This is a genomic window from Arthrobacter sp. MYb213 (genome assembly GCF_002979915.1).
Classification (GTDB): Bacteria; Actinomycetota; Actinomycetes; order Actinomycetales; family Micrococcaceae; genus Glutamicibacter.
In genome coordinates, this window is sequence record NZ_PCQA01000002.1 from 557512 (window position 1) to 571258 (window position 13747).

Consider the following 13747-nt stretch of genomic DNA (forward strand, 5'->3'; position numbering starts at 1 on the left):
ACGATGTTTTCGGCGCCAACATGCGGGACCGGAACTACCATTGAGATTCCAAACTCACATGTACTCAATGAACTTCTCCAAGGCGGGATTGCCGAATTCTTCGCGCCGATAGAAGATGCCCAAAGGTCTGGCCGCAGATAGGTCTAAGGGAATCTGCTGGCCCCCAAAGATCTGGGCTGTGCTGGCCAACACTCGGGGAACCATCGTGATGCCGCCGGTTGCAATGCTCAAATTCACCAACGCGTCACGCTGGGTTGTGGTGATTAGCCGCGGTGCGGCGGCCTTAAGATTCCGATACACCTCATCGGTGATCCTACGGATTGAAGTTCCCTGTGGAAGAGTTACCAAGGTCAGGGAGTTGAGAATATCTGCGTCAAGCTGTACTTCGGAGCCCAAGTTTAGGTCCTGAGAAACAACAGCCGAAAATTGCTGATCTCGAAGAGAATGCCCGGTTAGATCTGCTGGTATACGCTGGTTCACTCCGAAAGCGAGATCTGCGCGGTTTAAGCGAAGTGCTTCGACAAGCCGGTCATGGTCTTCCACGCTCAGAATCTCGATCCGGATTCCCGGATGGCGCCGGTGAAACGGTCCCAGATATTCAGGCATTATCCCCGCCACAAGCGAGGGTAGTCCAGCGATTCGCAAGGATCCGGACGTCAAGGCTCGATTAGACGAAGCAGTAACCCCGATAGCCGCCATTTCACGTAATGCACGCCGCCCTGCCGGGATGATGCTTCGTCCTAGCTCCGTGAGCACCATATCCCGCCCCACTGCGCGAAATACTGGCACTCCAAGGATTCGGTCAAGAGCGCGGATCCGACGAGACAATGAAGGTTGTGAGATCCCCAAAATATCAGCAGCCGCGGTAAAGGACCCATAGTCTACTATCGTTATCAATGCTTCAATTTGAGCCAGCGAAATACTGCTGTCGAGGTGCTCTTTAACCATGTAGTTATTGATTCCTTAAACGTCGTGACGCAATGGGTCCGGGAGCGGGCAGGGACCAGCCAGAGACCTTGCACGCAGTTCTCCACGAAACAAAACCACGAAACTTAGATGGTGCCCAACATACCGAATTCGGGCACCAGTTAGTATACCTTGCTACCCATCCTTAGTCTTTAATCAGCTGTGGCTGCGCCAGTGATTTGAACCCATCCAGACCAAATCCCAATCCATAACCTGATTGTTTGGCCCTGTTCCAATGAACGCAGGTAGGCAAGCCCGGGGTGTCCTTCAAGTCCTTGCCGCCCGCGTAACGCCCAGACTGCGGCTACGGTAGCATACAAACCACCGGTACCACCGAGCATCAGTGGTTGTGTGTCCGGGAATTGCACGATCATCGAGCCGGACGTGCTGTCGATATCCATACTGATGGCTCCGCTGAAGTAGAAACTCAGCCACGTTCTGTCGTGTCGTCGGCAGATCACTCGGTGGTTCGTTACGACAGCAAGCACTTCCTGCTGCTGACGGCTTTTCGTGGAAAACTGTCACGGACAGGACGACTACCGCCATCAAGAACCACTACCTCTTTCGAAAATTCAGGATTCCCGCGAGAACTCGGAAGCGCGGATAACCTGTTCCTCGGTGGGCGCCTGGCCGGTGTACTTCTCAAACTGGGCCGCGGCTTGCAGGGCAATGACTTCGGCGCCAGTGATTACTTGTTTGCCGGCGCTACGCGCTACGCGGATCAACGGTGTTTCGCTCGGGAAAGCCACGACGTCGAATACGCTTCGGGCCAAGCCTATCTGTTGCGCACTGAATGAGAGCTCTTCGGACTGTGCACCGTCCATGCCCAGCGGTGTAACGTTCACAAGGATATTGTGTCCCGGGGCAGGGTCGACCCCGACAAAACCGTAGCCGTATTTATCAGCCAGGGCTTGCCCGGAACCTTCATTGCGAGCCAACACGGTCAGGTCACGGAAACCCGCTTCGCGGAAGGCCGCGACCACTGCCTTGGCCATTCCACCGGAGCCGCGGACCAGCACACTGCTTCCTGGATCCAGCTTATGGCGTTCGATGAGCGTCGCGATCGCTTCGAAGTCCGTGTTGGAAGCGACCAGTCGCCCGTTGGTATTTACGATGGTGTTCACCGAGTCGATTGCTTTGGCCGAAGGCTCGATTTCATCGACCATTGCCATAACGTCTTCTTTGAACGGCATGGATACCGAGCAGCCACGGATGCCTAAGGCTCGTACCCCTGCGATGGCACCGGCGAGGTCTTCGGTCGAGAAGGCCTTATAGATGAAGTTCAGCCCGAGTTCTTCATACAAGTAATTGTGGAACCGGGTGCCGATATTAGACGGTCGACCCGATAACGAAATGCATAGGGTCATGTCTTTATTCAAAATAGGCACGCGTTGTCCTCCAAATATTGCTGCCGGTTCACATCCCAATATACGTGGGGATCCGTGGCGCACGCTTTCACGAATCGGCATTGACGACTATCGTCTTGGCCTATGAACAACGAACTTGATGACGGCCCGTTCTTCCACGGCACCAAAGCCGAACTACGGATCGGAGATGCATTAACTGCCGGATTCCCGTCGAATTACCGGCCGGAAATCATCATGAACAGTATCTAATTCACGGCGCAGGGCTGGCAGCTGAAATCGCGGCGTTGGACGGTGTCCTCCGCGTCTTGGACTTGGCCCGCCACAATGTCGAACAGCGCTTTGTTCTGCAGCGGTCCGAGCACGTTATTTTCATCCAGCCACACGCCCATAGGCATTTTGGTAGCCACGTTGGTGAGCGCTTCGCAGACCTGATCATAAATTCCTGCTGGGCCACACGAGTTTAACCGTTCCAACGGACGTCTAGGCATCTCAAAATATCTCTTGACCTACCTCACAATCCGGGCTTAGATAAGTAATGAATGACGTTCACTACGAGGCGAGTACTTTCGAGAAGAGGGATATCCGTGGCCAGCCAATGGCTATCGAATCATGCCCCGGTACGCTTCACTGCCCAGCACGGCGCTATTCAAGGACAACAAGCTACGCGAGTACCTGCGTTTCTCAAGACCCAAATCCCCGTCGCCACTTTGTGCCCGTTAGTCGTTCCGCTGACGTTACCGGCCTAACTATTTTCCGCCCGTAACAAGCTGAGGACCACTAATGAGCAACCCTAAAACTCTGACATTCGACCGACATGAAGCCAATGCGTCGCCCGAGCACATCACGAAATCGCTCGAAAATGCGAAGCACGGTTCCTATTGGCTGGATCATGCAGAACGCCCCGAGGCGACCGCAGCCTTGGAAGCAAACACCGAGGCAGATCTACTCGTCATCGGTGGCGGTTACACCGGCCTGTGGACCGCGCTACAAGCCAAAGAGCGAGATCCACATCGTGATGTAGTACTTATCGAGTCCCACCGCATCGGCTGGGCAGCCTCGGGACGAAACGGCGGATTTTGTGAAGCTTCGTTGGTTCATGGAGAGGCTAACGGAGCCAACCACCTACCGAAAGAAAATGAGCTACTCGGTCAGCTTGGTGCCCAGAACCTCGACGAGTTCCAAGCAACCGTAGAACGCTACAGCATGGACGTTGACTTCACCCGTGCCGGTGTACTTGAGGTAGCCACCGAACCGCATCAGGTTTCTTGGGTCGCTGAAGCCGCAGAATCGGACGGGATCGAATTCCTCGACGCCGTGGCAGTGAAAAAATTGATCAACTCCCCCGATTTTCTGGCCGGCTCGTTAGACCGAGAATCCACCGCGTTGGTTCACCCTGCAAAGCTTGTTTGGGAGCTAGCTAGGGTATGCCGTGAACTGGGAGTGCGGATCTATGAGCACACCCGAGCGACCGAACTAAAAGATACAGGTTCCCACGTCCAAGTTCTGACTGATACCGGGCAAATCACCGCGGAACGCATCGCCTTAGCTACCAATGTTTTTCCCTCACTGCTCAAACGCCACCACGCACGGGTGATCCCCGTGTATGACTATGCGCTGATGACCGAACCGCTGACAGAACAACAACAGCAAGCTCTAGGTTGGGACGAACCCTTAGGTCTGGCAGATCTAAACAATCGATTCCACTACGCCCGCCCCACTATTGATTCGGAAGGCAAAACCCGGATCCTCTACGGTGGCTACGATGCCGTGTACCATTTTGGCGGCCGGATCCGTTCAAGCTACGACATTAACTCTGCCACCTTCGAGAAGTTAGCAGCCCACTTTTTCGGCAGCTTTCCGCAACTGAAAGATGTGAAGTTTTCTCATGCCTGGGGCGGTGCTATCGATACCTGTTCACGCTTCTTCTCCTTCTTTGATCTGACTCACGGAGGGAAAGCTGCGTACTGTGCTGGATTTACCGGCCTTGGCGTTGGAGCCACGAGGTTTGGCGCTAAAGTCATGTTGGACCTGCTATCAGGAACTAAGACTGAACTGACCGACTTGGAAATGGTCCGGACGAAACCATTGCCATTCCCGCCGGAACCCGCGGCCTACGTGGGGGTTCAATTAATGACCAATCAGCTGATCAGAGCAGATCATAACGAAGGCAAACGCCCGGTCTTCCTAAAGGTCATGGACAAGATTGGGATGGGTTTTGATTCCTAATGGCTGATCCGCGCAAATCCCAAGCATCACTTGTTGATGCCAATACTTTCGAGTTGCACTCCACTGCCGTCGAATCATCACAACAGCTTGGTTCGGTGCAGACCAGTGCCGGGTTCTATGCAGTCGGTGAGCTGGACGAGACGGAAGTAGGCATCTGGGAGATGTCTGCCGGTGCAATGAAAGATATCGAATCTGATGAATTCTTTGTGGTGCTTAGTGGGGCCGGGACTGTAGAGATACTTCCGGTTGACGGCTTTGTCTCGCAACATTTAGAACTGTTTCCCGGCGCACTCATCCGGTTGCATGCGGGTATGCACACCGAATGGCGAGTCACCCAGAAAATTCGCAAAGTTTATCTCAGCCGGTAATGGCGCTTACTACATTTTAAGGAACGGTAGAACATGTCAGGCTTCAAATTTTCGCACGGACACCAGTTCATTAACGGCTCCTGGCAACGCGGAACCGGTGAGGTGCTCAACAGAACTAATCCTGCCACCGGCGAACTCCTCGAAGAGATCGATACCGCTAGCCTCGAAGAAGTGGACCAAGCGGTCCACGCGGCTGCGAAAGCATTTACCATTTGGTCTGCGCTCACACCTGCTGAACGCTCTGATCATCTCTTAGCGCTGGCTCGTGAGTTGCAAAACCAAGCACAGGTTTTAGCGGAGGTGGAAACCTCGCAGACCGGCAAGAGCATACGGATGTCTACCGAATTTGATATCCCCGGTTCGATAGATAACGTGAACTTTTTCGCCGGGGCTGCCCGCCACCTTCAAGGACTGGCGTCCGGAGATTATGCAGGTAATAGCACCTCCATGATTCGTCGGGAGCCACTAGGTGTAGTGGGCTCCATTGCTCCATGGAATTACCCGTTGCAAATGGCCGCCTGGAAAATTCTTCCGGCCATCGCCGCCGGAAACACCATTGTGCTCAAGCCCAGCGAGCTAACCCCCGGGACAAGTCTGCTTTTCGCTCTCGCTGCTAAGACCGCTGGGTTGCCAGATGGCGTAGTTAACGTCGTGGTGGGAAGTGGAAGCAGTGTTGGTCAGGCATTGGTAAGACACCAGCTGGTGAAGATGACCTCATTTACCGGCTCCACGCAGGTCGGTTTGAAGATCATGTCTATGGCCGCCGAGACTGGTAAACGAGTGCACCTAGAACTTGGTGGCAAAGCGCCTTTTGTGGTGTTTGATGACGCAGATATTGAAGCAGCTGCCCATGGTGCGGTGGCCGGCTCAACCATCAATGCGGGACAGGACTGCACGGCGGCGACCCGGGCATACGTTCACTCCTCGGTATTTGAGAAGTTCACCGGACGCGTGGCTCAGTTGATGAGCCAGATGGTGGTTGGGGATCCGACCGATCAAAATACCGACATGGGAGCTCTTATTAGCGAGGCCCACGTTCAGAAGGTTTCTTCGATGGTGGCACGCGCAGTGGAGGCAGGTGCAACGGTATTGTCCGGCGGCACAAAACTAGACGGTCCAGGTAATTTTTATCGACCAACTCTGCTGGTCAATGCCACGCAAGATTCAGAAATCGTGCAGCAGGAGGTTTTCGGTCCGGTGCTGGTCGCCTTACCTTTTGAAACCGATGATGAAGCTATCAAACTGGCCAACGATACACCGTACGGTTTAGCCGCGAGTGCGTGGACCAAAGACATCAACCGGGCCATGCGCGCGAGCGCGCAAATTCAGGCCGGCTGCGTATGGATCAACGAGCACATCATCATTGTTTCGGAAATGCCCCACGGCGGTTACAAGGCTTCGGGAATGGGCAAAGACATGAGCCAGTATTCATTTGATGAGTACACGAACGTTAAGCACGTATTGATCTCGCACGATACCGATGCTCACCGAGACTGGCAGAACACCGTATTTCTCCAGCGTTAAACGGATTCCAATAGCTGGCCCAGTTTTTTGGTTGCCTGACCTGGTGAGGTTGTGGCAAAGAAATATTGGGCCAGCTGTTTCTGCCGTCCCGGTACCCCTCCCTTAGCTAGTTCAGCCACACGCTGAGCCAGTCCATTAGGCGATTCCAAAAGTTGCTCATGTGGCAAGCGTTCGCGAAGCTGCGACGGTCGATGACCGGTGAGGAACAGCGGAACGTTAAGCGCGACTGCGTCGTAGGCCATCGCGGAGGTATCGCAGATTGCCACGTCAGCCCAGACCAAGGACTGTCCCGCATCAGCTACCGGATCTAGTTGAGCTGCGAAACGGGCACGGAGTGCGGTAATTTCTTTTTTCATCTCAGCTGAGTGATCACCGGTTTTCGGGTGCGGGCGGAAGCGCACCTCAAACCTGTTATCCCCCTCGAACTGCGCCAAAATACTCTCACCCATTTTCATCACCGATGAATAATCCATGGCGACAGAGTCACCCTCCCATGTCGGAGCGTAGAGCACCCTGGTTTGGGTTGCGGGCAGCTCGGGGATGAGAGCGTCCAACTGTGGACGCCCAATCTGCACGAGGTGTTTAGTATCGAAGCGAGCTATGGATTCAGAAATTCGTTCCACCGCTGCCGGTCCTGCCACGCAGGCATAATCATAGGCTTTGAGCTGGTTCGAGACCATTGAGGCCTTTTCACTCTCACCGTGGTTTAAGTGAATATGCGCTGGTCCGTTGAAGCGCAGCATGGTGAAGTTACGTTGTGAATTATTCACATAGCTAATGCTTCGTGTGCCTAGCTTGGTCAGTAGGGTCTCAACTTGTTCGATAGAACGCGTGAAAAATACCGGAAGTTTGCTGGCCTTTAATAGTTCACGGGCCGACAAGGCGTCCATTACCACCACGCCTACTGAATGACCTTGCGCGGCTAGTCTTTCGAAAGTCTCAAGCCAGACACCTAGCTGGTAAAACTGTGCGGGCGCTTCGGCGAAAAATAAGACATGCTCCGCCGCAGTCAGCTCCTGGCCCGCCTCGGTGATCTGCGAACGCACAGCGCGCTCAGCGAATATTGATCTGGCGCGACCAGCGACTTGATTGACTTGAGTGGTAATCGAAGACATACCTTCAGTCTACGTAGTGATTACCCGTTGATCGCGGAGGACAAAGCATCAATATTTTTCTTCATCCACACAAGATAATCTGAATCATCGGTGATCGTTTCGCGGAAGTCCACCACGGGGACTTGACCGGTTTCGGCGTTCGCACGTAAGGATGCGGTCTCGGCTCCTTCGGTCTGCACGTTGTAGGCAAGAACGTCAATCTTGCCCGCCTTCAACGAGTCACTGAGGTCTTTGAGCGACAGCGGCGCGATACCGGCGCCGCCTTCAACTGCTTCGCTGAGTCCGGCAGGAGTCTTATTTTTCATTCCAGCATCTTCAAGCAGGTGGAATGGGACCGGTTCGGTCATCGCGTAGGTGTGTCCGGCTAGTTTCGCAGCCGTGAGCTGCTCACGTAGATCCTTGATTCCTTGGACAAAGGTGTTGGCATTCGCTTCATAGCCGCTCGCGCCCTCTGGGTCGGCATGTCCCAGCTCTGCGGCAAGTTCGGTAGCCAGCGCCTGCATTGAGTCCAGGTCGTACCAGATATGTTCGTTGTATTCCGCATGGTCATGGCCCGCATGTTCATCAGCAGAGTGCTCGTCCGCCGCATGGTCATGGCCCGCATGCTCATCTGCAGCGTGCTCATCCGCCGCGTGTTCATCATGCGCCGGCTCATCGTCGTGCTCCTTGGCCACCGGGGAAGAATCCACCGCATGGATCAGATGGACTTGATCCGCTTTATCCGCAGGAAGAGAGCTGACGAGGGAGTCCATGAACTGGTCATACCCTCCACCGTTGGCCAAGACCACCGATGCCTTAGAGACGGTGAGTTTGTCTCGTGCCGTGGGTTCATAGGAGTGCGGATCCTGAGCGGGAGAGGTGATGATTTCGGTGACAGCAACGCGCTCCCCGCCAATCTCGCGAGCAATCTGTCCATAGACGTTTGTCGTGGTCACTAACTCAATTTTTCCGTTAGCGGGGGCTTCGTCCGAACTTGAAGTTCCCGAAGTATCACCAGTGGCGCACCCGGCCAAAAGTAGTCCGGCAAGCGGGATCGCAACGATTGAGGTAAATAATCCACGGTTTTTCATCTATTAGTCTCCATTCACACAGCACGCTATTGAGAACTATTCTACATTACATTTGAGAATCATTCGCACTTAGCTTTGCTCGACGCCCCGGCGAGACACTAACTTTCCCGTGCGCACCACCTGTGCCGGTCGCCTTGACGACTACAACGGCAATGGCTGTAGTTACCGGAATCGCAAGGACTAAGCCGATGGAACCAATAAGAATTCGAATCACTTCTTCGGCCATCGAACCAGAGCTCAAAGTAGTGCCAAAGCTCTGATCGCTGAGCGCTGCAATCGCGAGAATTGGAAGGGCAGCACCGGCATAAGCAAAGGCAATTGTGTACACGGTGGAGGCAATATGATCGCGTCCGATACGCATCCCCTTGAAGAACAATTCTCTGGCGGTGGCATCTGGCGCGGTCTCGGCTAGCTCCCATACGGTGGCTGACTGAGTGATAGTCACATCATTGAGCACACCCATTCCACCAACTAACAAACCACAAATAAGTAAGCCAGGTAGGGAAATCTGGGGTACCACCGTGGACAGCGTCATCGCGTGCTCATCGTTCGCGCCGGTTAGCGCCGCGGCATCTGTCAGCCACACCGCAAGTCCAGCGGTCACCGCCAAACCAAAGAGTGTGCCCAATAAAGCCGTCGAAGTTTTCGCATTGAGTCCATGCGCAAAATACAACGCCACAAACATAATCGCGGTAGACCCCGTCAGCGCGATCAGTACAGGATTTCCGCCCTCCAACAGGGCAGGCACCATGAAGATGATCATGAACGCGATTCCGCCGACAAGCCCAATAACCGCACGCGCTCCGCGCCACCCGGCCACCAGCACCACCACTAGCCCATAGGCCACGGCTAACAGAGACATCGGCAAGGTACGGACAAAATCCACGAAAACATAGGGGCTGCCACTGTCAGATCCCACCGCAGAAAGATCCAAATATCGAATCTGATCTCCCGAACGGGCCTCACGAGAGTGCAACTGTTCGGGCGGAATCTCTAACGCAATTTCGGCTCCGCCACTATCTGGCATCAGATAAGTGACATTGCATTCAAGTGTTTTACCGCCAACTTCTTCAAGTCCCATACTGGAAGGGCAATCCTGAATTAATGACCGAGTCACCGTGCCCACCTGCATGCTGGCACCACCGGTGGTATCCATTGCACCATCTAAGGCAAAACGGTCATAGTTACCTTGCGGCCACAGCGCAATCACCATGATCAGGGCCAACGCGCCCACCGGGGCTAACAGTGCCCACAAAATAATTGATGCTCGGCGTCTCCTTGCAGGATCTTGCAAAATCGGCTGATCGTGATTGTGACTGTGGCCCACGGTCGGTGCACTCCTCAAAGGATTAATCAAAACTCGTCGCGCCCAAGTCTAGTCAGCGAACCTGAACTAGTTATCAGGAACACCCCCAAAGGATGACTCAACAAATCCTCCGCAAGGCTCATGCCTATTTGCCCTCTTCGGGGCGAAGATTGTTCTATGAGCTTGTCTGAGAACCACGGGACTTCACCGAGCAACACTAACGCCGAAGAACCTAGGTATGAATATCATCGGCTAATGCGCCGCAATTCCGAGTATGCATGGTGGCGCCCCTTGGCCCTGCTCGGAACGGCCGTGGGCTTTTATGTGGTGCTATCCATCATCTTGCTCGTTGGGCTCATGATCGTGCTCTTCAGCAGCTTAGGAAGCCAGCTTGATGATCCTAGCAATCCGATCGTGGGCGCTTTTGAGTCGATGAACATGGCAGACCCATTCGTCTTCTTGTTCACCATGCTCTCGCTCATAGCTTTGATACCGGTTGCGTACCTCGCATACTTATTCCTCGGCCCCCGGCCGGTGGGGTTGCTTTTCTCAGTGACCGGAAAGATCCGCTGGCGCTGGTTGGGACTATGCGCGGGCATCTGTCTGGTGCTCTATGCCCTCTATTTCGGGATCAGTTTGGGCTTAGAAGCCACCGGAGTGGTGGCCTCGGTACAGATTCCACCGGAGAACCTTCCTGCTAAGCCCTTGTTCTTTGCCCTACTTGTCATTTTGTTAGTGCCATTCCAGGCAGCTGCCGAGGAGTTAGTCTTCCGTGGCCTGCTCATGCAAAGCCTTGGTAGCTGGCTCAAGCATCCGCTCTTCGCCATTTTGCTTCCGGTTCCGCTATTTACCGCAGGGCACCTCTACGATATTTACGGCCTGCTTGATGTGGCCTTCTTTGCGATAGTCGCCGGTTACCTCACCTGGCGCACCGGTGGCCTCGAAGCGGCGATTGCAGTGCACGTCATCAACAACGTGGGACTATTTTTGCTCGGTGCCGCGGGTGCCGTGGATATTAATTCCTCGCAGTCTTCCCTTTCAAGCCTGCTGACCTCGGTGGCATTTACCGCGCTCGTGGCCTATGTTCTGCTTGTGATGGCTAAGCGTTATTCAGTGCAGCGCACCGCCGGACCAGAACCTAGACGCCAAACCCCACAGCTGTTGCAGCCATGGCCGATTCGCCACCCCGCTGGCACACCAACGCAAGCGTACTGGGCTCCTCCGCACACCGGGCAAGAGACAACTTACCCGGCCGAGTATCCGCAACAATCTCCTTATTCTGCGCAGGGCACCAACGAGGACGAGATCAAAGATCCTCCTGCCCCGGGTCGCTAGTTCAAGCGCAGGCAGAGAAAAGCGTCGCCGCTGAGAATATTTGATTCTCACCGGCGACGCTTTGTTGATCTTTTAGGATTTGGCCCAACGCAGTAACGCTACGATTCCTGCACCCTCGGGCAAGATGGAATCCGGAACGTAGCGGATCGTCGCATCGGTTAAAGCTGTAGCCCGAAGCAGAACCTCCGGTGCTGGCCACTGTCCAATCACCAGGTCCGCATGATCATCGCCTTCTTCATGCGCCACCCACGGTTCTCCCGACAGTGCGCGCAAGGTGTGTTCGTCTTGATACTGACCCACCAAAACGACTTCCGCCTGCGCAGACTGCAAGGCCGAAACCACTTCGGCAAGACCCACAGCCAGCTGAGCCCGGCCATTGCCAGTTTGTGCCGATACGCGCTGTTCAAGCTCGGCAACTGCCGCTTCATGAGTTTCGGAAATCAATCGTGAAATTGATTCATCGACCTGCTTAGAATCAGCACCCCCAGTTCGTGTATGCGAATCGAGAACTACAACATAGGGTCTTAATGCCCCCGGAATCATCCCGGCGATCGTTTCACGCGATTTCACATCACCCGAAAGCACGATCAGCCGAACAAAGGTGTCCTTAGCCATTTGGGCAATAAGCTCGGCGACTTCTTCGGCGTTTCGCCGCGCCATCTCATCGGCTGCTGACTGATTTTTGGGCTGATCATATTCGCTAGGTACCTTACGTGCCCGGTGAATCTCTTCGGGTAATCCAACAACCCCGCGGCTTGCCACGCGTTCTGGCGAGGCGGTGTTGTATAGATGCACTTCTCCCCCGTCACGTCCGGCCTCGGCCACGAGGTAGGAGAAAGCTCCGCCTCGCGCCCTAGCAAGAGCAGTGAAATTCGGAAATGGCCCCACATCCACGGCGGCGGAATCGACTTTGAGCCCCGGAATGAGTTCGTTGAGTACCACCGTCCCATCGTGAACTGCCACGAAGCGAGCTACCGGCGCACGAAGCCCTTTAGTGGCTTCTATCGCGTTGGTGAGTGCCTCAATGTCTGCGGCACCGGCCTGCTGGCTTTTGAGTAGCTTAGCTACTTCCCCCGGCAGCCGGTCGGCTGCTTCGTGCGCTGCGGTGGTTCCGAGCGATGCATCCACCAAGGCGGTGCACCATGACCCAGTTTTCCGATAGAGCGAAGCGTCGATTCCATTAGAATCCGCGCGTAGTGCCATGCTGACTCCCTTCCGCACGCGACCCTTGGTCGCGGTGCGACTAGATCCGTGTGACTAACGTAACATCGCACGTCGATAGCTGGAAGAGCAAAGTACAAAGATCCCCTGTGTTAACCCAAAATCGTTACCCGACCTACGTTTATTACCAGCGACCGCGCCAGTACTGAGGTGGGTGAGATTTCTGTGCGCCAAGCTGCTGCGCGGCACGATTTGGCCACTGTGGATCACCCAATGCGGCGCGTCCTATGCTGACACCGTCGGCCTGGCCGGTCACCAAGATGTGTTCGGCCTGGACCGCATCGGTGATGACTCCCACCGCCGTCACAAAGGCGTCATCAGGCAATGCTTGTTTCACTGCCTGAGCAAGAGGTACCTGGTAGCCGGGGCCGGTAGGGCCGTGGAAGGCCCCAATTCCGGCACTGGACAGATCAAATGCACGCGCACCATATTCGTAGAGTTCGGTGGCGATTTTCACCGTGTCCGCGATGCGCCAACCACCCTCAACCCAGTCTTCACCGGAGAAACGAATGCCTAAGGCTTTGTGCTCTGGCCAAACCTTAACGATTGCCTGCACAATTTCGCGCAAATAGCGGGTGCGATTTTCAAAGCTGCCACCGTACTGGTCGGTGCGCTTATTAGATAGTGGTGAGAGGAACTGGTGAATCAGGTAACCGTGTGCGGCGTGAATCTGAATCAGGTCGAACCCTGCAGCATCTGCACGCTTGGCAGCCTCGGCCCAATCTTGGACGGAACTGGCGATCTGTTCGACGCTCATCTCCGTTCCCGGATTTAGCCCGTACAGATCCTCGGCACTGGAGGTGAAAGTTTCCCAGCCGCCATCTTCTGCACTGAGACTGCCGACCTTGCCCTGATCTTCGAGTTCTTTCAACCACCCATAGGTAGAAGCCTTAACTCCGGCGTGAGCCAGCTGGACGCCAGCTGCGGCTCCGTGCGAACGGATGTACTCGGTAATTGGCTTCCACGCGTGAACCTGCTGGTCATTCCACAGCCCAGCATCTCGATCCGAGATGCGTCCTTCGGCGGCCACCGCGGTAGCTTCGGCGATTACCAGTGAAAAACCGCCGTGAGCCATAGATCCAAGATGCGCCAATTGCCATGTGGTGGGTACACCATCTTGCTTATCGATCACGTACTGGCACATGGGAGGCAAGACCACGCGGTTGCGTAGTGTTAGTCCCTTTCCTGCCTTCGTTGGGATAGTGACTGGGGTAAACAGTTTGCTTTCAGGCATGCCTAGTGTGACGTT

At 54.9% G+C, this 13747-nt stretch carries 12 protein-coding genes and 2 pseudogenes; 5 read left to right on the forward strand and 9 right to left on the reverse strand.

What is annotated here, in order from left to right; translation table 11 throughout:
* Positions 1-54 precede the first annotated feature (54 nt).
* The 3 genes from CQ011_RS06985 to CQ011_RS06995 all read right to left on the reverse strand — a co-directional run bounded on the left by CQ011_RS06985 (position 55) and on the right by CQ011_RS06995 (position 2354).
* A complete protein-coding gene (locus CQ011_RS06985; protein ID WP_105675892.1) occupies positions 55-948 on the reverse strand; it encodes a LysR family transcriptional regulator in 894 nt (297 codons plus the stop codon).
* A 170-nt stretch (positions 949-1118) separates the two neighbouring features.
* On the reverse strand, positions 1119-1367 hold the full coding sequence (locus CQ011_RS17760; protein ID WP_181148018.1) for a hypothetical protein: 249 nt from the start codon (positions 1365-1367) through the stop codon (positions 1119-1121).
* 171 nt (positions 1368-1538) lie between these two features.
* Positions 1539-2354, reverse strand: coding sequence for a shikimate 5-dehydrogenase (locus CQ011_RS06995; protein WP_105675894.1), 816 nt, complete (start codon positions 2352-2354; stop codon positions 1539-1541).
* A 102-nt stretch (positions 2355-2456) separates the two neighbouring features.
* Here CQ011_RS06995 and CQ011_RS07000 point away from each other — a divergent pair.
* Positions 2457-2638, forward strand: a pseudogene (locus CQ011_RS07000) (NAD(+)--rifampin ADP-ribosyltransferase); the annotation flags it as partial.
* Here CQ011_RS07000 and CQ011_RS07005 read toward each other — a convergent pair.
* Positions 2624-2773, reverse strand: a pseudogene (locus CQ011_RS07005) (aldehyde dehydrogenase family protein); the annotation flags it as partial. The pseudogenes CQ011_RS07000 and CQ011_RS07005 overlap by 15 nt on opposite strands.
* Before the next feature lie 340 nt (positions 2774-3113).
* Between CQ011_RS07005 and CQ011_RS07010 the strand changes: the two are divergent.
* Genes CQ011_RS07010 through CQ011_RS07020 form a run of 3 tightly spaced genes read left to right on the forward strand, consistent with a single transcriptional unit; the run spans position 3114 to position 6451 of the window.
* Positions 3114-4559: an NAD(P)/FAD-dependent oxidoreductase gene (locus CQ011_RS07010; protein WP_105675896.1), complete on the forward strand. Its 1446-nt coding sequence runs from the start codon at positions 3114-3116 to the stop codon at positions 4557-4559.
* Positions 4559-4927: a cupin domain-containing protein gene (locus CQ011_RS07015; RefSeq protein WP_105675898.1), complete on the forward strand. Its 369-nt coding sequence runs from the start codon at positions 4559-4561 to the stop codon at positions 4925-4927. The genes CQ011_RS07010 and CQ011_RS07015 overlap by 1 nt, the downstream gene beginning before the upstream one ends.
* A 33-nt stretch (positions 4928-4960) precedes the next feature.
* Positions 4961-6451, forward strand: a complete 1491-nt coding sequence (locus tag CQ011_RS07020; RefSeq protein ID WP_105675900.1) for a gamma-aminobutyraldehyde dehydrogenase — start codon at positions 4961-4963, stop codon at positions 6449-6451.
* On the opposite strand, the gene CQ011_RS07025 is transcribed toward CQ011_RS07020, so the two are convergent.
* The 3 genes from CQ011_RS07025 to CQ011_RS07035 are packed head-to-tail and all read right to left on the reverse strand — an operon-like array spanning position 6448 to position 9963.
* Entirely contained in the window at positions 6448-7566 is a 1119-nt protein-coding gene (locus CQ011_RS07025; RefSeq protein WP_105675902.1) for a CDP-glycerol glycerophosphotransferase family protein, read from the reverse strand. The two genes, CQ011_RS07020 and CQ011_RS07025, sit on opposite strands and share 4 nt — an antisense overlap.
* Before the next feature lie 20 nt (positions 7567-7586).
* Positions 7587-8636 (reverse strand): metal ABC transporter solute-binding protein, Zn/Mn family, encoded by a 1050-nt coding sequence (locus CQ011_RS07030; RefSeq protein WP_105675904.1) that lies wholly within the window; start codon positions 8634-8636, stop codon positions 7587-7589.
* Between the two features lie 46 nt (positions 8637-8682).
* Positions 8683-9963: a YibE/F family protein gene (locus tag CQ011_RS07035; protein ID WP_105675906.1), complete on the reverse strand. Its 1281-nt coding sequence runs from the start codon at positions 9961-9963 to the stop codon at positions 8683-8685.
* 234 nt (positions 9964-10197) lie between these two features.
* Between CQ011_RS07035 and CQ011_RS07040 the strand changes: the two genes are divergently transcribed.
* Positions 10198-11277 (forward strand): CPBP family intramembrane glutamic endopeptidase, encoded by a 1080-nt coding sequence (locus CQ011_RS07040; RefSeq protein ID WP_181148019.1) that lies wholly within the window; start codon positions 10198-10200, stop codon positions 11275-11277.
* A 72-nt stretch (positions 11278-11349) separates the two neighbouring features.
* On the opposite strand, the gene CQ011_RS07045 is transcribed toward CQ011_RS07040, so the two are convergent.
* Positions 11350-12480 (reverse strand): baeRF2 domain-containing protein, encoded by a 1131-nt coding sequence (locus tag CQ011_RS07045; RefSeq protein WP_286161114.1) that lies wholly within the window; start codon positions 12478-12480, stop codon positions 11350-11352.
* Positions 12481-12622: 142 nt separating this feature from the next.
* The gene (locus CQ011_RS07050; protein WP_105675910.1) at positions 12623-13732 is read right to left on the reverse strand and encodes an oxidoreductase; all 1110 of its coding nucleotides are present in this window, start codon (positions 13730-13732) and stop codon (positions 12623-12625) included.
* Between the last annotated feature and the right edge of the window lie 15 nt (positions 13733-13747).